Genomic DNA, 21,264 nt, shown 5'->3' with positions numbered 1-21,264 from the left:
CCTTTATCAAAAGACAACACGCATCATTTCTTCGAGCGTGGTAATACCATTTTTAACTAATGATGCTGCGCTAGATTCCATTGAATCATAGCCATTAGCATATAATAAACTTTCAATTTCTTTCAAAGTTGCCCTTTTTGATATGAGTTCCCGATAAGGAGATGAAACTTCAAAAATCTCTCCGACTACTGTCCGGCCTTTATAACCCGTAAAATTACAAGCCTCGCATTCTTTTCCCTTAAAGATGTAATGCTCTTTATTATCATTTATATCCAGATAAGATGCTTCATATTTTGATGCCTTGAACTTTTCTTTGCATATGGGACAAATTTTGCGAACTAATCGCTGCGAAATAACTCCTACAAGGCATGAAGCCAGAAGATAAGATTCTACCCCCATATCTAAAAGTCTGGTAATAGCTCCTAATGCATTATTTGTATGTAACGTAGAAAAAACAAGGTGGCCGGTGAGTGCTGCTCTAACTGCAATATCCGCCGTTTCTTTATCTCTTATCTCTCCGACCATGATGATATTTGGGTCTTGCCTTAGAATAGCTCTCAAACCTGTGGCAAAGGTTATTCCGCTTTTAGGATTAATCTGTATTTGGTTGATGCCGGAAAGTGCATATTCTACCGGATCTTCCAATGTAACTATATTTTGATTTGGCTTATTTAAATAATTTATCATAGAATAAAGAGTTGTAGTTTTACCGCACCCGGTAGGTCCGCATACTAGAATCATGCCATAAGGAAAACTCAACATTCTGTAAATCTGCTCTTTTTGTCTATCGCTAAATCCAAGCTGATCTATATTTCGCAAAAACTTGTCGCGATTTAATATTCTAAGAACAGCTTTCTCGCCTTTTGTTGTAGGAATAGTGGATACCCTTATATCAATCAGATTGTCGTCTATTTCTAAATTAAAGCTTCCATCTTGGGGAATCCTCTTTTTTGTAATGTCAAGCTTTGCCATTATCTTAATTCTTGCTATCACTGATTGCAGTAAGATTTTATCAAAGAACATTACTGAAACAAGCTCTCCGTCAACTCTATATCTTATACGAACATTCTTTTCTTGAGGTTCAATATGAATATCGCTGGCGTTCTTTTTGACTGCTTGGTATATTATGGTATCTACCAGTTTTACAACAGGAACTTTTTCAGCATCCTTTAGCTCTTTTTTGGTATGTGCTGTTTCTTTGATTTTAAAATTAGAATATGATTTGTAATAAGTATCTATGGCTTTTTGTATTTCAGTTTTTGATGCTATAACAATTCTAATATCGCAGCCGCTGGCAAATTTTACATCATCTACGGCAAATATATTGTAAGGGTCACTTACTGCTATTACTAAAGAGTTGCCATCTTTTTCAATAGGTAAGATAGTATGTTTTCTGGCAATATCTTCAGGCACCAAGTCAATTACATTTTGACTGATATAAAGCCTGCTTAAGCTCACTTGCGGTATCCCTGTAGCAATTGCTAAAATTTCAGCTAATTTTCCCTCGGAAATCAAATCTTCATCTGCGATTACTTCACTTAATCTTTTGCCGTTCGAAAGTTGTATTTTTTTAATCTTTTTCAATTCGGCTGTCGTAATATAACCCTTTTCTGATAAAAAATCCTCGAGTCTTTTTCCACCCGTCACTACAGCCTCGCTCCTCTAATTTATATTAATACCGATTAAGAAAAATCAGATTCTTCCTTTCCATATATTTTAAGATTAGGCCTTCAAATTTTCGGATAATCTTAGTTCCAAAAAATTCCTTATCGCCTATCGGCTTTACTAAAATTGCAAATAGCCCACTGCGTTTTGCGCCTAAAATATCGGTAAATATTTGATCGCCAATAGCTGCCGTTTCTTCCGGCTTAGTACCTAGTATATTCAAGCCTTCCTTAAAAGCTCTTTTAAGCGGCTTATAGTGGCCTGATACTGCGGGAATCCCCAGCTTATTCGCACACACTCTTATGCGGCTTGCAGTATTGTTAGAAATAATGCATAGAAGGAATCCCTCTTCTTTACATAAATTCACCCAATTTATCAGCTTATTGTCAATATCTGCTGAATTCCACGGAAGTAGAGTATTGTCAATGTCTATAAGTATTCCTCTGATATTTTTTTTCTTTAAATAGTTTAAATCTAATTTATAGATATTTTCGATATAAAGATCAGGGCAAAATAGCTCTAGCATAATCATTCCTCATAAAAAAATTTATGTTTAGTTATTGCTACTTTCAATCTTCTCTTGAGCGTTTAAATGATCTGCATATGTTTTAGTAAATATATGCGAACCGTCGCCTTTTGCTACAAAGTAAAGATAATCAACATTTGCAGGAGAAATTGTTGCAAGTAGCGATGAAAGTCCAGGTGCTCCTATTGGTCCAGGAGGCAAGCCTGTATTTTTATAAGTGTTGTATGGCGAATTTATCTTAAGGTCGTCAAAGGAAAGCTTCTCCTTGTGTTCATCTAACAAAAACTCTATTGTTGCGCAAGACTGCAAGGGCATCCCCTTTTCAAGTCGGTTGTAAAATACTGCTGCAATTATCGGCCTTTCACTTTCAAGTTTTGCTTCTTTTTCTACTATAGATGCTAATGTAACTATTTGGTATATGCTATACTTAGGATATTTTTCTTCTAATATTCCAGACAATTCAGTTTTATATATTTTCTCAAATTGCTTTAAAAACACATCGATATAAAACTCCACGCTTCTGTCCTTAGGCAAAAAATAGGTGTCAGGAAATAGAAATCCTTCCAGAGTAGCATCTTGTGGAAAATCTTTAAGAAAGTCGTACTTATCCTTAAAATTTTGCGCCTTAGCATAGCTGATAAATTCAGCTGTATCATTAATCAAGCCCTTATCTTTTAATATGTTGGCAATGTCTTTTAAAGTGCTTCCCTCAGGAATTGTAACTCGAACATCATTAATTGAATTTTTTTCATCTATTAACTTATTTAAGATTTCCCCGACGGTCATAGAGGGACTTAAATAATATCTTCCACTTTTTATCTTTATATCCAGCCCCTTTATTTTCGCATAAAGAATAAAAATTGTATCATTCTTTATTAAGCCTTTACTTTGCAAGTTTAGTGCTAGTTCTTGTGCTGTTTCACCTTTCTTTACCTCGAATTCGACGGCTGCCTTATTTGATGGGTCTTTTGGAGAAAGTGAAATTTTAAACCAAATTGCTATAATCAAAACTAAAAAGATTGCTATTAAAAACAATGCTTGGGCTTTATTTGATTTAATATATTTTATCAGGCTTTGGCCTGAATATTTTAATTTATATCTCAAATATTTTTGCACCTCTTTATTTTTTGTTGAAGATTTTCCTTAAATTCGTGCGCTGTATCAAATAAAATAGTGGTATACCTATTCCGGCAACGGATATAAGCTCGCCTAGGCCAATATATAGAGCTGTTGCAATATAGGGAACGCTATAAATTTTGGAAAGGTAAAAAGCTACTCCTAAAGCATTCAGGACTATAGGCGGAACCGCTCCTAAAAAGGGGTTTGGCATTTTGCTTGTGATATAAGCGGCTAAAAAGGTAATCAAGCTGCCAAGACAGATATCCCATAAACCTAAACCGCCTAATATATTTGCAATCAAACAGCCTACAAAAAGACCGGGAACAGCTGCCGGATCCATAAGAGGCAATAGTGTAAGCGCCTCAGAGATCCTAACTTGAACAGGACCATAACTTATCGGTTCAAAAACGTAAGTAACCAGTGCGTAAATAGCAGCTATAAGCGCTGCTCTTGAAATTAAATACGCAGAAGGATTTGTTTGGCTGTTTTTTCGTTGCTGAAATACAAGCCAAAAAACGATTGCTGCAATTAAGAATATAAGTATTGCAAACCAAAGCATTTTGATGTATCGCCCTTTCTATTTGAGTTGTTTTGGCTTTGCCTCCTTGACTTAGTTTAACGTTAGTTTTAAATGAGGTCAATATGATTTGAGTTGACACTAGGTAGATTTTATTATATCATTATTTACGAATAAATCATAACAGTATATATAGAAATCATCATACTCCGTTAAGGGGGAGTAGTCGTTTGATGAAAGTCACCAGCACGGCATTTATGCCTGGCTTTTATCATTTCAGTTTTTTCTGAAAAGACAAGACCTTTGACGCAATCAACTATTATTCGATAATCGATTGCAGTAAGGGTCTTTTTTATTTACAGCTATGAAAATTCATAAGTAAAGGACGGCGATCTTTTAAAAGGTAATTTAACTTTGGCAATTATTATATCAGTATTAAAATATTACATAAACTAATAATAGTAGAAGGAGGATTTTATTTTGGCCGAAAAAACTAATTGGTATTCTCTAAAAAAGGAGGAAATATCAAGTAAGCTAAATACTGATCTAAAAAGCGGTCTCTCCTCAGAAGAGGCAAAAAAGCGCCTAGATGAAGTGGGATACAACGAGCTTGTTGGCAAAAAAGGCGAAACTATTTGGCAAATGCTGCTTGAACAGTTTAAAGACTTTCTTGTCCTAATCCTTATTGGTGCAAGCCTTGTTTCTGCTGTTGTAGGGGAGACAACTGATGCAATCGTAATAATTTTAATAGTTATTCTAAACGCAATTTTAGGTGTTGTCCAGGAAGCAAGAGCTAGTAAAGCTTTGGAAGCCTTAAAAAAAATGGCAGCTCCTGAGGCAAAGGTTATAAGAGACGGCAAGGTTGTTGAAATTCCTGCAAGAGAACTAGTTCCAGGTGACATAGTTATACTAGAGGCAGGAAATTATGTGCCTGCAGATTTAAGACTTATCGAAAGCATAAACTTAAAAATCGATGAAGCTTCTCTTACCGGTGAATCAGTTCCTTCGGAGAAAAATGCTGAAGTTGTCCTAGGCGGAGAAGTTCCATTAGGCGATAGAAATAATTCAGCATTTATGGGCACAGTGGTAACATATGGCAGAGGCAAGGGAATAGTTATAGAAACAGGTATGAACACAGAAATAGGGCTAATTGCCAAGATGCTTGAGTCTTATGAAGAAGAGGAAACACCTTTGCAGAAAAAACTAGATGATCTCGGAAAGGTTTTAGGGATCGCCTGTCTCGTAATATGTGGTATAGTTTTCGTCTTGGGTATTTTTGAAGGTAATCCGCTTCTTGATATGTTCATGACAGCAGTGAGTCTTGCAGTAGCTGCCATACCCGAAGGTTTACCTGCAATAGTTACGATAGTTCTTGCTCTTGGAATGCAAAGAATGGTTAAAAGACATGCTATCATAAAAAAACTGCATGCAGTCGAAACTTTGGGGAGCACTACTGTTATTTGTTCCGATAAAACCGGGACACTTACGCAAAACGAAATGACAGCAAGAAAGGTATTTGTAAATGGCAAGTTTTATTCGATTACAGGTGAGGGATATAAACCCATAGGTGAGTTTTATCTAGACGATCAAAAATACGATCCTTTATCTGATTCTGACTTAAAGATGCTTCTAACTATCAGCGCATTGTGCAATGACGCAAAGTTAGAAGAAAGCGGCTCAAATACCGAAAAAAGCTGGCGCATCATGGGGGATCCTACCGAAGGCTGCTTAATAGTAGCAGCTGAAAAGGCGGGTCTTTCAGCTGAAGAGCTGAATGCTTTGACACCAAGGCTTCAAGAAATACCTTTTGATTCCGATCGCAAGCGAATGACTACTTTCCATCTATACAATAATAGCTATTTTGCTTTTACAAAAGGCGCACCGGATATAATGCTGAGCTTGTCAAATAGAATTCTAAAGAATAATCAAGTTTTTGATATAACCGACGAAGACCGCAAAACAATATTAGAAGCAAACCACGGCATGGCTTCTCAGGCTCTTAGAGTTTTAGGCTTTGCCTTTAAACCGGTAGATTCTATACCATCGCACCCTGATCCAGCAGAAGTTGAAAAAGATATGATTTTTGTAGGTCTTGTCGGCATGATTGATCCTGCAAGGCCTGAAGCAAAAGATGCAATAAAAATTTGTAAACAAGCTGGTATAAAACCTGTAATGATTACAGGAGACTATAAGGATACTGCCGAAGCAATCGCAAAAGAACTAGGTATGATCGACGAGAATTCTCAAGCTCTTACTGGTCTTGATCTAGATAAGATGACTGATGAAGAATTGGTATCTGTTGCTAACAATGTGTCGGTTTATGCAAGGGTATCCCCAGTTCATAAGCTTAGAATAGTAGATGCCATAAAAAACAATGGTCATATTGTCGCAATGACAGGTGATGGTGTCAATGACGCTCCTGCACTTAAAAGAGCGGATATAGGAATCGCTATGGGCATTACCGGAACGGATGTAGCTAAAGAAGCTGCAGATATGATTTTAACAGATGATAATTTCGCCAGTATAGTTGCTGCTGTAGAAGAAGGAAGGACAATATATGCAAATATACGCAAATTTATATTCTTCCTTTTATCCTGTAATATAGCGGAAATACTAATCATATTTGTTGCAATGCTAGCCGGCTTGCCTGTGCCGCTAAAACCAATCCAGTTACTCTGGCTAAACCTGCTGACTGATGCTTTCCCCGCATTAGCACTTGGTATGGAAGCCAAGGAACCAGGCATCATGAAAAAACCGCCGCGTAATCCTAATGAACCGATACTTGACAAAAAAATGAATTGGCAAATTGCTGTTCAAAGCACGTTTATGACTATTGCCGTTCTTGGAGTATTTGTATTTTCATTGAACTCTACTTCTGATCTTCGAGTTGCCAGGACATTCGCCTTCGCGACATTAATTTTCAGCGAGCTTCTAAGGGCATATACTTCTCGTTCGGAAGAACTTCTTATTTACAAAATAGGATTTTTTAGTAACTTATATATGGTTGGCGGTACACTTTTATCTTTCCTGCTCTTGATAGCAGTTTTGTATATACCTGCATTAAGAGAGATATTTGATACAGTAAAATTATCTTTTTATGACTGGGATATTATAGTATTGTTTGGTATACTGCCCTTTATTGCCGCTGAGATAACTAAACTATTTCTTGCAAGACTCCAAAAATAATTTAAGATATACTTTATAATTTGAATGAACAGGCGGAAATAAAAAGATTTTATATACCCGCCTGTTCATTTTATTTATATCGAAAAAATCTAGAAGCAAATAAATAACCTTCAGCTTTAAAAATATACATAAATGCATAAATATGGTAATATAGGACATGATAAATAAGACATTCTCGGAGGTGAATTGTTTTGATTAAGTGGAAGGATGACTACAAGATAGGCGTAGAACAAATTGATAAGCAGCATCAAAAATTATTCGAGATAGCCAATGAAGCTTATAATCTTTTAAAAAATGATTTTTGCTATGACAAATTTGATCAAATAATACAAATACTGGCAGAGCTAAGAGATTATGCTATTTATCATTTTCAGTCAGAAGAAAATTACATGCTCAGCATCGGTTATAAAGGCTATCCTTTGCAAAAGGCAGCTCATGACAGTTTCGTAGAAAAACTTAACGCAGTAAACCTTGACAGCATAGACGAGAACCAAAATCAATATATCCTAGAGCTACTAGATTTTATAATTAACTGGATAAGCGACCATATCCTAGGTGCGGATAAACTTATTACACAATCTTCAAATCGATAAACAAATATGTTACAAACAACAAACCAGCCTATAAAGGCTGGTTTGTTGTTTGTTGATTTATGTCAAATCTTTAAGGCAATCCTTACAATATCCAAAAAACTTAACGGCATGATCTATTACTTTGAAGGAGTTATTCTTATAAATTCTTTTTTCAAGGTCCTCTAATAGATCATCATCAAATTCGTAAATTTTTCCACATTTTATACAAATAAGATGATGATGTTGATGCCGCTGGTCTTCACTTAACTCATACCGATAACATCCATCATTAAAATCTAACTTTTTGATAACGCCAAAGTCATCAAAAAGTTGTAAAGTTCTGTACACCGTAGCTAATCCAATATCTGGAAATTTTTTTCTTACAAATTCAAAAACTTCTTCTGCACTAAGGTGCTTGGACTGATTATCGAGAAGGACATCTAGAACCACTCTTCTTTGGGGAGTTAATTTAAGGTCTTTCTCTTTTAATCTATCCTCGATAACACTTATCCTGTATTTTCTTTCTTCTTCTGTCAACAAAATACCCACTCCCGGCATATATGCTGCTTCGCTCATAGTATATTGCAAACAGCAATTATTGTCAAGGAATTAGAACTTTATAAATAGAGCATCAGACACATCTTCGATTTTTCTTATTTCATTTAAAACATGCTCAGGAACTTCTTCGTCGATTCCAAGCACCATTAGCGCTTCTCCTCTAAAAGATTTTCGGCCCAGCTGCATATAGGCTATGTTAATATCATTGTTGCCCAGGAGGCTTCCTACCTGTCCCACAATACCGGGTCTGTCTTTGTGAAACGACATTAGAGCATATCCGCGAGGAATAAGATCTATCTTATAATCATCTATAGCTGTTATTCTAATTTCGTCTTTTTCAAAAACTGTTCCCGAAATACTGCTCTTTCCTTTATCGGTAGTCACTTGCAAAGTTATTGTTCCTGGGGCATCTTGATCTTCGCTAACTTTTTTCTCGCTAATTTTTATACCCCGTTCTTTCGCAAGCAAATATGCATTTACTAAATTAGGTGGAAATTCTAGCATATTTGTCAGAATGCCTTTTATCGCGGCAACTGTTATTGGTTTTACATCAAATTTTGTTACTTTTCCGGAATATATCATTTCTACTTCGCTTATACGACCGTTTTTTAGTTGCGTATAAAGTGAACCCATTTTCTCCGCCAGTTCTATAAAGGGCTTTATTTCGTGATATTCTTCAGGTCTAACAGTTATCATGTTAACGGCATTTTTAACTAATTCCCCTTTTAGCGCACGAATTATGTCATTCGCCACTTCTATAGCTACATTAATCTGAGCTTCAGCGGTAGATGCTCCAAGGTGAGGGGTTGCTACTACATTAGGTAAATCAATAAGCGGGCTTTCAAGGGGTGGTTCATGCTCAAACACATCCAAAGCGCACGCCCCCACTTTTCCTGAAACAAGTGCTTCGTAAAGGGCTTCTTCGTTGATAATACCTCCTCGAGCACAATTAATTAAAATAACCTTATCTTTCATTATTGAGATCTGGTCTTTATCAATCATATGATAAGTAGCCTTTGTCAAAGGAACATGGAATGTTATAAAATCCGAATTTTTTAGCACTGTTTCAAAGTCGGTTACTTTAATATGGGTATTTTCAAGAGTATTGTTTATTATATAAGGATCATATGCCAGAATATTCATTCCAAGGCCAATAGCTTTAGCTGCTACATCTTTGCCAATTCTCCCAAGGCCTACAATTCCAAGGGTTTTTCCTCTAACCTCTATTCCAACAAAACTTTTTCTGTCCCATTTTTTATTTTTAAGGCTCATAACAGCAGCGGGTATATTTCGTGCAACAGACATGAGAAGTGCAATAGTGTGTTCGCTGGCCGCTATTGTATTTCCTTCAGGAGCATTAACTACCAAAATTCCTTTATGCGTTGCAGCATCAACATCTATGTTGTCAACACCAACACCCGCTCTTCCGATAACCTTCAGATTGCTTTTTTCTATAATATTTTTTGTAACTTTAGTCGCACTGCGGACAACAAGTGCATCATAATTAGGAATTATTTCCATTAATTCTTCTTCGCTTAATTTTGTCTTAACATCTACATCAAATTCTTTTTTTAATATGTCGATTCCCTCTTGAGCAAGATCATCGCTTACTAAAACCCTCATTTATATCTCCCCTTTTGCAAAAATTCTTTCTGCCGCAGCTATTCCTGCTCCAAATAAATTCTCATTATTCAATGCTGACTCGAGTGCTGCCAGCACATTAATAAAAAAATTCATCACCACCGTGCACCTCTCCTTAAATATATAAAATAGTCCAAATTAATATATAATAAAAAAACCGCCCAGTACAAGGGGCGGAAATTACCGCGTTGCCACCCTATTTCAGTTTCCCAAAATATGCAACCCTCTATAAATCTAACGGTTAAAACCGGTTTGGCTCATCGCCAACAACTCCGGGGCGGAAATAAAGATCTTCTGTCAGTTTGCACCATCCACTGACTCTCTATAGAAAATATCTTTAATTTTCCCCTTCATAGTTTTTACTAACTAAATTTTAGAATATTATAAAACAGCTAGATAAGTTTGTCAAGACAGTATCAAAAATTAAACCTACTCATCTTCTCCATCAAAATCGTCATCTTCGTCAAGGGATTCCAATTCATCCATGCACAGCATTTCCCATGCATCCCTTACCATTTCAAATTCTTCGTCGTCTTCTACCTCAAAAAGGACCTCATTACCCTCTTCATCCACATCGATTCTGAAGATGTATGCTTCGCCCTCTTCTTCATCTTCTTCGTCTTCGATTAAAGGGGACAGAATTGCATAATCTGTATCCTCGACATTTATAACTCCTAATATCTCAAATACAGTTTCCTCTCCATTTTCATCCAGCAAGGTTATTGTTTCAAACTCTTCCATAAAGTTTCTCCACTCCAATTCAATTGAATTAGGAATATTTTATAGTAATTATTACATTGTGTCAACTCTTGATTTATAATCTAAATAGCTTTGCAAGATTATTACTGCAGATAGTTTATCAATTACGCTCTTTCTTTTTTTTCTGGAGATATCTGCATCTATCAAAACTCGTTCAGCTGAAACAGTGCTCAATCTTTCGTCCCAAAATCCTAAATCTATATTCAAACAACTTTGTAGTTTTTTAGCATAGTCTTCAACCATCTTACCGCTTTGTCCTAAAGTCCCGTCCATATTTTTTGGAAGACCTAATATTATTTTATCAACATTGTATTTTTCAACGATTTTTCGTATTTCCTCTATATCTTCGTCTTTGCTATTTTGTTTTCTTTCAACGGTGCCTAAGCCCTGGGCGGTTATGCCTAGTTCGTCCGATACCGCAACTCCTATTCTTTTTTCGCCCACGTCTAAACATAAAATGCGCATTCAAATACTCCTTAATTAAACTATCTTTATACAAAACTCCGGACAGTAGCCTGCACAATAACCGCATAAGATGCATTTATTGGGATTAACCATAGATCTGCCGCCTTTAACTTCCAGCGCGCCATATCGGCAGTGCCTTGCACATTCTCCGCAACCTGCGCACCAGTCTTCAATTAAAAGCTCTCTTTTTTGGCTACTTAATCTTTCCTCGACCGAAGGCTCAATGGGCCTTCTTTCAAATATAGCAATATTTTCTGCAACTTCATCATATGATTTCATGCCAACTGCTATAGAATGGGTATAAGGAAATGAAAGTATATAAGAAAAGGCTTGTTGCTTGCACCCTATGAGGTTTCCTCCCCCAAGGGCTTTCATAGCATATATACCCTTCCCGTTCTCATATGCTGCTTGTATCGCTTTTTCCATTTCCTCTAAATTTCCGTCTTTAATCCCTATACCTTTAAAATTTATCAATGGGTGAATTACTTCAATCTCATCCATGTAAGATGCGGCATTTACAACTTCAACAGTGTGAGTAGAAACTCCTATTGCCTTTATTTGGCCTTTTGCTTTAGCGTTCTGTAAATATTCCAACGCCTCGCGATGTCCTTTGAGTGTAAGCCGGCTTTCTTGTTCATGAAGCATAAATATATCTATTACATCTCGGTCAAGTTCTCTACGCGCTTTCTCAACGCTGTTTTTCATTCCATCATAGGTGTAGGCATAAGATTTAGTTGTTATTACAATATCTTTCTTTGTTCTTTTAAGTGCTTTAGATATATAATCGTAGTTTTGATAAAACTCAGCTGTATCAATAAAATTAACGCCGCAATCAATTGCTAAATTTATAATATCGGCTCCCGCTTCTAAAGAAAACTTTGATTGGAGCGGGCTTATTGACAGGCTTCCAAAACATAGGTAGGATACCCTCAAACCTGTATTTCCAAGAATGTTATACTCCAATTTCAAGACCTCTTACAACTGCTAAAATTATTCGCTTTCAATGTAACTCTTAATTAACTCCTCTACTAATTTATCCCGTTCGAGCTTTCTAATTAAGTTCCTGGCATTGTTATAACTTGTAATATATGCTGGATCACCGGATAAGATATAGCCCACAAGCTGATTTATAGGGTTATATCCCTTTTCTTCCAGTGCCTTGCTGACTTGTTTCAAAATTGTTTTGGCATCAATGTCAGCTTCTTTTTCGACTCTAAACTTAACAGTTTCATCCATCTTTCCTTCCATTTTCATCCCTCCATTCCGCAATTTATTTTAAATTTTGTTTTGGAGCTCTTCGATTATAGCAAAAACAGCATTTAGCGCTTCATCAAGCTTATCAGGATTTTTGCCGCCTGCCTGTGCAAAGTCTGGTCTGCCGCCACCTCCGCCACCTGCTATTTTGGCTACCTTTTTAATTATTTCTCCGGCATTATAGCCTTTCTTCGTCAAATCATCGGTTACTCCAACTACAAATAAAACTTTATTATCGCTGCAACTTCCTAAAACTATTATACCGGTTTTGATTTTCTGGCGCAGTGTGTCCACCATCATCCTTAAATCGTCAATGCTTTTTGCATTAGCTCTTGCAGAAATCACATTGATACCATTTACGGGCTTTACTTTTTGCACTATTTCTTCAACTTCTGAATTTGCCAACTGCTGTTTTAACGACTCAAGCATTCTTTCCTGTTCTTTAAGCTGACCAGTTAACTCGTCAATTTTTTTAAGCAGCTCTTCTGGAGATGTTTTTAAAAGTTTCGATGCTTTATCTAAAATTTCGAGATTCTCGTATAAATAATTCATTAAATTAAAGCCACATACCCCTTCAATTCTTCTCAGTCCGGAACCTACACTGCTTTCTGAGATTATCTTAAAGAGGCCTATTTCACCAGTAGACTTGACATGAGTTCCTCCGCACAGTTCTTTACTATAGTCGCCAAAGCATACAACTCTTACATTTTCTTGATATTTTTCGTTAAAAAGTGCGATAACTCCTTGCTCTCGAGCCTCTCGAAGAGTTGTTTGGTATATTGATACAGGTAAGTTTTTAAGTATCACATGATTTACTTTAAACTCTACCTGCCTTATTTCATCGGGTGTAAGACTTGAAAAATGTGAAAAATCGAATCTTAATTTATGTTCATCAACTAATGAACCTGACTGATTTACATGCTCGCCTAAAACTTCTTTTAATGCTTTGTGTAATAGGTGAGTCGCACTGTGGTTACGAGAAATGTTTAGTCGTCTTTCCACATCAATTTTAGCTGTGACTTTTTCGCCTATGCTTACGCTTCCTCTTTCTATTCGGCCTCTATGATAAATCTTTCCATCGGGGGTTTTTTGAGTATCTGTAACTTTAAATAAAAAGTCTTTATTTTCAATTACGCCAGTATCTCCCACTTGGCCACCGGATTCAGCATAAAATGGTGTTTTATCAAGTACTACAATAACATCCTGTTTCGTATCATCGCATTTTTCTACCGCTGCTTTGCCAGCTAAAATAAATTGAACTTGACTTTCCGTTTCAAAATTTTCATATCCAACAAATGCCGTTGGAGCAAGAGGGGATAGCACCGAGGCTAGTTCATCAATTTCATATTCGCTTTTGCGTGCTGCTTTTGCCTTTTCTCTTTGTTTATTCATTAATTCTTCAAAGGTTTTAATATCGACTTTCATTCCATTTTCCTGAGCTATATCGCACGTCAAATCAATTGGAAAGCCGTAAGTGTCGTACAAGACAAAAGCTATATTACCAGGTATTTCTTTCTTGTTCTCTTTTAGTAAATCCTCTATATTTTCTCTTAAAATCCTCAATCCATCGTTTAAGGTTTCAAGGAATTTTTTTTCCTCGGCTTTCACTACTTTTTGTATATATGGCATATTCTTTTCAAGTTCCGGATAGGCATCTTTCATTAATTCCACCACTTTAGGAACTACCTTGTACAAAAACGGTTCATTTAAACCAAGTTCCTTTCCGTAGCGGGCGGCTCTTCTAATGATCCGCCTTAATACATAGTTTCTTCCCTCGTTTCCCGGAATTACACCATCTGAGATTAAAAATGTTATGGCTCTTGAATGGTCAGCAATTACTCTAAATGCAAATCCTTGTTCATTATCTTTGTACTCTTTTTTTGTCATATCCTCTATAAAAGTAATCAATGGCCTTAAAAGGTCTGTATCGTAGTTGCTGTAAACCCCTTGCATCACAGTTGCTATACGTTCAAGCCCCATTCCCGTATCAATGCTGGGTTTTGGAAGTGGTGTCATAACACCGTTTTCGTCTCTGTTATATTGCATAAAAACTAAATTCCATAATTCGCGCCATCTGTCGCAGTCACATTTGCCAAGGGCACATTCTTCGGCGTCACATTTATGCTCAATGCCCCTATCAATATATATTTCGCTGCAAGGTCCGCAAGGTCCAGTCTCTCCCATGCTCCAAAAATTATCCTTCTCTCCTAAACGGACAATTCTTTCTTTGGGCAAATATGCTTGCCAAAGCTGAAAAGCCTCTTCGTCTTCTTTGAAAACACTGACCCATAATTGATCTTTTGGAAGTTTTAGCACATCTGTAAGAAATTCCCATGCATATGCTATAGCCTCTTTTTTAAAATAGTCACCAAAGGAAAAATTGCCCAACATTTCAAAAAAAGTATGATGGCGCGCAGTTCTTCCAACGCTTTCCAGATCATTGTGTTTGCCGCCAGCTCTAACGCATTTCTGACAGCTGACCGCCCTTTTATAAGGTAGGGTTTTAAGACCAAGAAAAACGTCTTTGAACTGATTCATGCCTGCATTAGTAAAAAGTAATGTGGGATCATTTTGAGGAACTAAAGAGGAACTTTCCACTCTTGTATGGCCTTTACTTTCGAAATAGCTTAAGAACTTTTCTCTAATTTCATTGCTGCTCATCATAGGAATAACCTCCAAAATCAACTAAATCTTCACTTATTGTTGCTTTGCACTGATTGGAATTATATAAAAAGAAAAATCAATTATCAATATTCAGTAGGCATTTTTTTAAAAATTACTCATAAATTTGTGTTATATATGGCGAATATGTGTCTCCAAATTTTTTACGCTCAGTTAAAAAATGTATCACTAAGAAAGTAATGGCCATTAGGGCCACGCCAACTACTACAGCAAAAGGTTCTATAATGGCGATTTTAAATATTCCTGAAACTTTATAGCCCAAACCTATCCCTATAAAAAAAGCTAACAGGGGAATTGCATATATTATTATCGTTGCCGACAGGAATGTAGAATCACGAAGCTCAACTTCTACAGTTTGACCAACTTTTGCATTAACATAATTCTTAGCCCATATTTTTATTGCTTTTCCGCTTTTTCCAGCAGCGCAGGCTTTACATCCTTCGCAGGAATCTTTCGGTTCTATCTGCAACTGGGCAAATCCGCTTTTTGTCGCAACTACAACAGCTTTTTCTCTCACTTTTAATACCTTCCTTAAAATAAAATATCAAATGAAGCCCAATCTATAGGCATATTATATAACATTGCACTAGCTCGGTCAATTTTTTATCAAATCTCGTATTACCTCACCTGCAACTATAAGTCCCATTGTAGAAGGCACAAAAGATATGCTCCCAGGCGGATAATGTCGTGTTATTGGAATTTCCGTGGAAAATACAACTTTTAATCCTTTTTCTATACCAATTTTCCGAAGTTCTTTTCTTATTTTTCGAGCCATAGGACAAGTGTGAGTATTTGATATGTCGGCTACTTGAAATTTTAAAGGATCTAACTTATTTCCGGCACCCATGGCTGAAATAATGGGAATGCTTAAATGTATGCAATATGTAATAAGATCAATTTTTGATTTTAGTGTATCTATAGCATCTACAACATAGTCAAAATTACTGTCTAAAATTGTGGAAGCATTTTCAGACGAATAGAATTCCTTTATACCTATAACTTTTGCAGATGGATTTATATCAGAAATTCTAGCTTTCATCGCATCTACCTTTGAAATTCCGACAGTGGAATGCGTAGCATGAATTTGACGATTCAAGTTTGAAGGCATGACCACATCATGGTCAACAATTACAAGTTCTCCCACCCCGGCACGGGCAAAAGCTTCTACCGCAAAGGAGCCAACGCCGCCCAGTCCTATTACCGCAATCTTTGAATTTTTAAGTCTTTCAATGCCGGCTTCCCCTATAAGAATCTGGGTTCTAGAAAAAATATTCTCATCCATAATAAAACACAACTCCATATAATTAAATAAACCCCACCATGCCGTGTTTACTGACCGTAAATAGAGACCCGGCTTACCAGGTGGGTGTCCTCCTGAACGTCTCTTGTATTTCCCTCTCTCGAGGGCATATACTCAACATTCAGAGTCCGGACTCCCTTTCTCAGAGTGTTGGCTCTTTACTATGTCAGCTTACACGCACACAGCAGGGATTGTTTTGTTAAGTTAATATTACCATAAAACCCGATATTTATCAAGAATTCATTGCTGGGAACACAGAGGGGGAACACAGAGGGACGGTTCTTTCGTGTTATTCCTGGCGACCAGCAGAGCACAAACGGCACAGAAGAACAGCACAGAGAAAAAACAGCATGAACAGCATGAAGGGACTGTCCCCTTGTGTTTGCGATTTCTTTTAGGGGGACTTTTTTAGTGGTCTCGGACTGTCCCTTCGTGTTCTTTCGTGTTTAAATTTTCAGTTGTATGTGTAATTCCTTTAACTGCTTCTGGTCAACTTCGCTCGGAGCGTCTGTTAAGGGGCATGAAGCATTCTGTGTCTTAGGAAATGCTATGCAGTCTCTGATGCTATCAAGCCCTAAAAGTAGCATCGCCATTCTGTCTAATCCATAGGCTATGCCTCCGTGGGGAGGTGTTCCGTATTCAAAGGCTTTGAGCAAAAATCCAAAGTTGTTCCAAGCCCTTTCCTTTGAGAAACCCAGAACTTCAAACATTTTTTCCTGAAGATCAGTGTTGTGTATTCTTATGCTGCCTCCTCCTAACTCCGTTCCGTTTAAGACGATATCATAAGCCTTGGCCCGCGCTTTCCAGGGCTCGCTTTCAAGCAGATAAATATCCTCATCCATGGGAGATGTGAAGGGGTGATGTTTTGCCACATATCTTTTTTCTTCCTCGCTGTATTCCAATAAAGGAAATTCAGTTACCCACAAAAAGTTAAACTTGTCCTTTTCTATAAGATTTAAAGTTTTGGCCAGATACAGTCTAAGGCTTCCAAGTGATGTCATAACAAGTTCGGGGTCTTTATCAGCTACAAATACTATTAAGTCTCCTGTTTTAGCATTGAATTTGCTAATAAGATTTTCTATTTGTTCGCTGCTGAAAAACTTGGCAATTGGAGATTTTATTCCTTCTTCCGCGATGTTTATCCATGCTAGCCCTTTTGCACCGAATTCTTTTGCTTTTTCTACCAATTCATCAATTTGTCTGCGGCTAAAGAGATTGCTGCCATTTACAATGTTTATTCCCTTAACTTTTCCGCCATTTTCAACTGCATCTTTAAACACCTTAAAATCACTATTTATAACAGCATCAGATACATCGACCATTTCCATGCCAAAACGTGTATCGGGTTTATCTGAACCGTATTTCTCCATTGCCTCATTATAAGTAATTCTAGGGAAAGGAATATTAACTTTTATATCAGTAACCCTTTCGACAACATATTTGATAAGTTTTTCATTTAATGAAATTACATCATCAACATCCACAAAAGACATTTCCATATCAAGCTGAGTGAATTCCGGCTGCCTGTCAGCTCTTAAATCTTCATCCCTAAAGCAACGAGCGATTTGATAGTAACGCTCCATTCCACCTATCATCAATATTTGTTTGAACAATTGGGGAGATTGAGGAAGAGCATAGAATTTACCGGGATTTAATCTGCTGGGAACCAAATAGTCACGTGCACCTTCTGGAGTGCTCTTAGTAAGAATCGGCGTCTCTACCTCAATAAAACCGTTCTCATCTAAAAAATCCCTTATAGCCTTATTTAATTTACTCCTAAAGATTATATTTTCCTTCATCTTCGGTCTTCTTAAATCAAGATAACGATATTTAAGTCTTACAATCTCATCAACTTTTGCATCATCTTCAATTAAGAATGGCGGGGTTTTTGCTTTACTGAGAATTTCTATTTCCTGGCCGATTATTTCTATATAGCCTGTGGGAATTTTTGGATTTACATTTTCTTCAGGCCGTTTAGATACCTTTCCTCTCACAGAGATAACATACTCACTTCGTATTTCATCAGCTTTTTTAAAAGCTTCTTCATATTCGGGATTAAACACTACTTGTACAATACCGCTTCGGTCCCTTAAATCAACAAAAATAAGCCCTCCTAAATCTCTACGAGTCTGAACCCATCCCGAAAGGCATACATCATTGCCTTCATGTTCCTCTCTCAAATCGCCGCAATAAAAGTTCCTTTTAATCTTTTTTTCCACAAGAAACAACTCCTTTTTCTGTAAGTTTATTCGAATATAAGCAGACTGATTAACAAATAAAAAAGTCCCCATCCTTGATAACAAATTATATTATCAGGGACGAGAACTCTCCCGCGGTGCCACCCTGTTTGGAAAAAATCCCACTTACAAGTCTAACGCTTGCTCAGCGTAAATCCCTAATCAAAATAGAAACTTCAGGATTTAAGCTCCGAGGTGTTAGGTATTACATGCGCATGCCGAAAAAGCTTTCAGTCTCGGCTTTTTCTCCCTGAAGACTTTGCATGCTCCTTCCTCATCTTCGCTTTTGGCGTATGCCTTTTAGACAATTATAATTAAATTGGACTGAGGTGTCAATGAGTCAAATCTCAAACTTTCACAAATCCCTAACAAATTTCACACGAAATTTATAAATTAAATAGGTTATAATTAAAATAGAACATAGTAAATGGAGGTTGATTAAATTGAAGTTGATCAAAAATAAATATTTCGTTGCCGTCTTGATTGGCCTTACAATTGGAATGGCAGTAGTAGCAGGAGGCATTTTTGCTTATAATTCCATCTATCCATCTAAAACAGCAACTGCAGACGGGACCGAGGGTGCGCTTACCCTTGCATCATCAGCTGCTTTGCCGACTAACATTCCCGATATAGTCGATGAAGTAAGTGACGCAGTAGTCTATATAGAAACTACGATAGAGACTCAAACAAGTGTAAACCCCTTTTTTAATGATCCGTTTTTTAAATACTTTTTTGGGGATGATTTTAATTTTCGCACAACCCCTCAAATCAGCAAAGGTTTGGGCAGTGGCTTTATAATCGATACGCAAGGACATATTTTAACAAATGAACATGTCATAAGCGGAGCAAAATCGATTTCTGTCACAGTAAAAGGATTTGATGAGCCTTTTACTGCAACTGTTGTTGGCAAGGACGCATCTATGGATCTGGCAGTGTTAAAAATTAATTCTTCAAAAAAACTGCCCACAATATCCTTGGGTGACTCCGATAGCGCAAGAGTAGGTGAATGGGTAATTGCTATAGGAAATCCTTACAGACTTGATCACACCGTAACAGTAGGTGTTATTAGCGCAAAGGGAAGACCTATCACAATTGCAGACCAAAGCACCGGAACTACCAGAGTTTATAACAATCTTATCCAAACAGATGCAGCTATTAATCCCGGCAACAGCGGCGGACCTTTAATTTCACTAAACGGAAAGGTCATTGGCATAAATACTGCTGTAAATGCTCAGGCTCAAGGGATAGGTTTTGCAATTCCTATAAACAGTGTCAAAGAAGTGCTAGATGAACTAATTACAAGTGGTTCAATTACAAGACCCTATATCGGCGTGGCTCTTCAGGATATGACAAAAGATCTTGCTGAGTATTTTAAGCTTGATGAAGTCAAGGGCGCCATAATAGCTGATGTTGTCGCCGGCAGCCCTGCTGAAAAAGCCGGTCTGCAAAGAGGAGATGTAATATTAAAAATTAACGATCAGGATATAAAGAATTCCAACGATGTAAGCACAATAGTTAGTAAATCCAAAATAAACGACAAGCTCGTTCTTGTAATACTCAGAAACGGCCAAACTAAATATGTTACAGTAACTGTAGGCAAAAAGCCTGAATAAATCATTAAAGCCCCGGCCTAGTTTACAATCTTTAGGCTGGGGCTTTATTACTATTGATGTATATTTTATACTTATACCTCTGCAAGAAATGGATTTGTGCGCTTTTCAAAGCCAATGTCGGAAGCTTCTCCATGGCCTGGGAGAATTGAAATATCGTCACCCAAGGGGAGAAGTTTTTCTTTAATTGACTTAATAAGCTCATCGTAAGATCCCCCCGGGAAATCTGTACGGCCTACCGAACCGGCAAATAAAGTGTCTCCTGTAAACAACATCCCATCGACTCTAATAGAGATTCCTCCAGGAGTATGTCCGGGTGTATGAATTATCTCAAAGGTAAGATCACCAACTTTAAATCTTTCGCCACCTTTTAAAAATATTTCTGCCGGAGTTTGAGCAAAGCCGCCACCTACATAGATTGAAAGATTGTCTTCCGGAGATAACAGCATATTAGCATCTTTTTCATGAATAGCTATTTTAGCATTTGTTGCCTTTTTTATTTCGTTTAATGCGCCGATATGATCAATATGGCCATGTGTCAAAATTATATACTTTACTTTGAGGTCCTTAGATTTTATGACGTCCAAAATTTTATCAGCATCTCCGCCCGGATCTATTACAACAGCTTCACCGGTTTTTTTATCAGAAACAATGTAGCAGTTAGCTTCTAATGGGCCGACTGATAAGCGTTTTACAAACATGACATATCTCCTCAAATCTCTCATTTAGAAATTTTTATTACTGTCAACTAATATCGTAACAGGGCCGTCGTTTAATATATAAACGAGCATTTGGGCTTGAAACTGGCCTTTTTTTGTTTTAACCTTCTGATTGCAGGCGTCCACAAGAGCCTCATAAAGTTTTTGCGCCTCATCAGGCGGAGCTGCTTGAGTAAAACTAGGCCTGCGTCCTTTTCGAACATCCCCCAACAGTGTGAACTGGGATATCATAAGAATTTCTCCATCAATATCTTGTATTGATTTATTCATCTTCCCTTCGTCATCTTCAAATATCCTGAGCCCTACAATTTTTTCTGCAATATAATCAACATCTTTTATAGTATCGCCGGCAGCTATTCCGACGAAAACCGTCATTCCTTTGCCTATTTTGGCAATCTGCTCATCATTCACAGAAACTGCTGCTTCTTTTACTCTCTGAACTACCGCCCGCATA

19 protein-coding genes, 1 other RNA gene and 1 other annotated feature are annotated in these 21,264 nt (G+C 37.1%); of the genes, 3 read left to right on the top strand and 17 right to left on the bottom strand.

Going from position 1 to position 21,264, the window contains the following annotated elements:
* Positions 1 to 6: 6 nt before the first annotated feature.
* The 4 genes from TSYNT_RS10705 to TSYNT_RS10690 are packed head-to-tail and all read right to left on the bottom strand — an operon-like array spanning position 7 to position 3,869.
* Entirely contained in the window at positions 7 to 1,647 is a 1,641-nt protein-coding gene (locus TSYNT_RS10705; protein ID WP_059033900.1) for a GspE/PulE family protein, read from the bottom strand.
* 25 nt (positions 1,648 to 1,672) lie between these two features.
* Positions 1,673 to 2,191: a YqeG family HAD IIIA-type phosphatase gene (locus TSYNT_RS10700; protein ID WP_059033898.1), complete on the bottom strand. Its 519-nt coding sequence runs from the start codon at positions 2,189 to 2,191 to the stop codon at positions 1,673 to 1,675.
* A 27-nt stretch (positions 2,192 to 2,218) separates the two neighbouring features.
* Positions 2,219 to 3,295 carry an endolytic transglycosylase MltG gene (gene mltG, locus TSYNT_RS10695; RefSeq protein WP_059033896.1) on the bottom strand — a complete coding sequence of 359 codons (1,077 nt, stop codon included), beginning with the start codon at positions 3,293 to 3,295 and terminating at the stop codon, positions 2,219 to 2,221.
* Positions 3,296 to 3,311: 16 nt separating this feature from the next.
* Positions 3,312 to 3,869, bottom strand: coding sequence for a QueT transporter family protein (locus tag TSYNT_RS10690; RefSeq protein WP_059033895.1), 558 nt, complete (start codon positions 3,867 to 3,869; stop codon positions 3,312 to 3,314).
* 438 nt (positions 3,870 to 4,307) lie between these two features.
* Between TSYNT_RS10690 and TSYNT_RS10685 the strand changes: the two genes are divergently transcribed.
* Together TSYNT_RS10685 and TSYNT_RS10680 are read left to right on the top strand one after the other, a co-directional pair.
* Complete coding sequence (locus tag TSYNT_RS10685) at positions 4,308 to 7,013, top strand: calcium-transporting P-type ATPase, PMR1-type (RefSeq protein ID WP_059033893.1); 2,706 nt, start codon at positions 4,308 to 4,310, stop codon at positions 7,011 to 7,013.
* A 191-nt stretch (positions 7,014 to 7,204) separates the two neighbouring features.
* Entirely contained in the window at positions 7,205 to 7,606 is a 402-nt protein-coding gene (locus TSYNT_RS10680) for a bacteriohemerythrin (protein WP_059033891.1), read from the top strand.
* 57 nt (positions 7,607 to 7,663) lie between these two features.
* Here the strand turns inward: TSYNT_RS10680 and TSYNT_RS10675 are convergent, their stop codons facing one another.
* The 11 genes from TSYNT_RS10675 to aspS form a co-directional block, all read right to left on the bottom strand.
* Complete coding sequence (locus TSYNT_RS10675; RefSeq protein ID WP_059033889.1) at positions 7,664 to 8,143, bottom strand: Fur family transcriptional regulator; 480 nt, start codon at positions 8,141 to 8,143, stop codon at positions 7,664 to 7,666.
* Positions 8,144 to 8,194: 51 nt separating this feature from the next.
* Positions 8,195 to 9,766 carry a phosphoglycerate dehydrogenase gene (gene serA / locus TSYNT_RS10670; protein WP_059033887.1) on the bottom strand — a complete coding sequence of 524 codons (1,572 nt, stop codon included), beginning with the start codon at positions 9,764 to 9,766 and terminating at the stop codon, positions 8,195 to 8,197.
* 184 nt (positions 9,767 to 9,950) lie between these two features.
* Positions 9,951 to 10,147: a binding site (T-box leader), on the bottom strand.
* Positions 10,148 to 10,213: 66 nt separating this feature from the next.
* Positions 10,214 to 10,525, bottom strand: a complete 312-nt coding sequence (locus tag TSYNT_RS10665; RefSeq protein ID WP_059033885.1) for a DUF1292 domain-containing protein — start codon at positions 10,523 to 10,525, stop codon at positions 10,214 to 10,216.
* Between the two features lie 51 nt (positions 10,526 to 10,576).
* A complete protein-coding gene (ruvX, locus tag TSYNT_RS10660) occupies positions 10,577 to 11,008 on the bottom strand; it encodes a Holliday junction resolvase RuvX (RefSeq protein WP_059033883.1) in 432 nt (143 codons plus the stop codon).
* Between the two features lie 15 nt (positions 11,009 to 11,023).
* Positions 11,024 to 11,971, bottom strand: coding sequence for an aldo/keto reductase (locus TSYNT_RS10655; protein WP_059033881.1), 948 nt, complete (start codon positions 11,969 to 11,971; stop codon positions 11,024 to 11,026).
* 27 nt (positions 11,972 to 11,998) lie between these two features.
* Complete coding sequence (locus TSYNT_RS10650; RefSeq protein WP_059033879.1) at positions 11,999 to 12,256, bottom strand: IreB family regulatory phosphoprotein; 258 nt, start codon at positions 12,254 to 12,256, stop codon at positions 11,999 to 12,001.
* A 27-nt stretch (positions 12,257 to 12,283) separates the two neighbouring features.
* The gene (gene alaS, locus TSYNT_RS10645; protein ID WP_059033877.1) at positions 12,284 to 14,926 is read right to left on the bottom strand and encodes an alanine--tRNA ligase; all 2,643 of its coding nucleotides are present in this window, start codon (positions 14,924 to 14,926) and stop codon (positions 12,284 to 12,286) included.
* 112 nt (positions 14,927 to 15,038) lie between these two features.
* Complete coding sequence (locus TSYNT_RS10640; RefSeq protein WP_059033875.1) at positions 15,039 to 15,461, bottom strand: SoxR reducing system RseC family protein; 423 nt, start codon at positions 15,459 to 15,461, stop codon at positions 15,039 to 15,041.
* 78 nt (positions 15,462 to 15,539) lie between these two features.
* A complete protein-coding gene (locus TSYNT_RS10635; protein WP_059033873.1) occupies positions 15,540 to 16,226 on the bottom strand; it encodes a tRNA threonylcarbamoyladenosine dehydratase in 687 nt (228 codons plus the stop codon).
* Positions 16,227 to 16,252: 26 nt separating this feature from the next.
* Positions 16,253 to 16,438: non-coding RNA, 6S RNA (gene ssrS / locus TSYNT_RS10630), on the bottom strand.
* Positions 16,439 to 16,690: 252 nt separating this feature from the next.
* A complete protein-coding gene (aspS, locus tag TSYNT_RS10625) occupies positions 16,691 to 18,463 on the bottom strand; it encodes an aspartate--tRNA ligase (RefSeq protein WP_059033871.1) in 1,773 nt (590 codons plus the stop codon).
* Between the two features lie 461 nt (positions 18,464 to 18,924).
* On the opposite strand from aspS, the gene TSYNT_RS10620 reads away from it, so the two are divergent.
* Positions 18,925 to 20,094 carry a S1C family serine protease gene (locus tag TSYNT_RS10620; RefSeq protein ID WP_238142712.1) on the top strand — a complete coding sequence of 390 codons (1,170 nt, stop codon included), beginning with the start codon at positions 18,925 to 18,927 and terminating at the stop codon, positions 20,092 to 20,094.
* 71 nt (positions 20,095 to 20,165) lie between these two features.
* On the opposite strand, the gene TSYNT_RS10615 is transcribed toward TSYNT_RS10620, so the two are convergent.
* The gene (locus TSYNT_RS10615) at positions 20,166 to 20,792 is read right to left on the bottom strand and encodes an MBL fold metallo-hydrolase (RefSeq protein WP_059033869.1); all 627 of its coding nucleotides are present in this window, start codon (positions 20,790 to 20,792) and stop codon (positions 20,166 to 20,168) included.
* Between the two features lie 24 nt (positions 20,793 to 20,816).
* Positions 20,817 to 21,263 carry a D-aminoacyl-tRNA deacylase gene (gene dtd, locus TSYNT_RS10610; protein ID WP_059033867.1) on the bottom strand — a complete coding sequence of 149 codons (447 nt, stop codon included), beginning with the start codon at positions 21,261 to 21,263 and terminating at the stop codon, positions 20,817 to 20,819.
* Position 21,264: the final 1 nt, after the last annotated feature.

It is taken from the genome of Tepidanaerobacter syntrophicus (assembly GCF_001485475.2).
Taxonomy (GTDB): Bacteria; Bacillota; Thermosediminibacteria; order Thermosediminibacterales; family Tepidanaerobacteraceae; genus Tepidanaerobacter; species Tepidanaerobacter syntrophicus.
The sequence above is the reverse complement of the archived record's forward strand: the minus strand, read 5'-3'. Positions and strand labels throughout refer to the sequence as shown.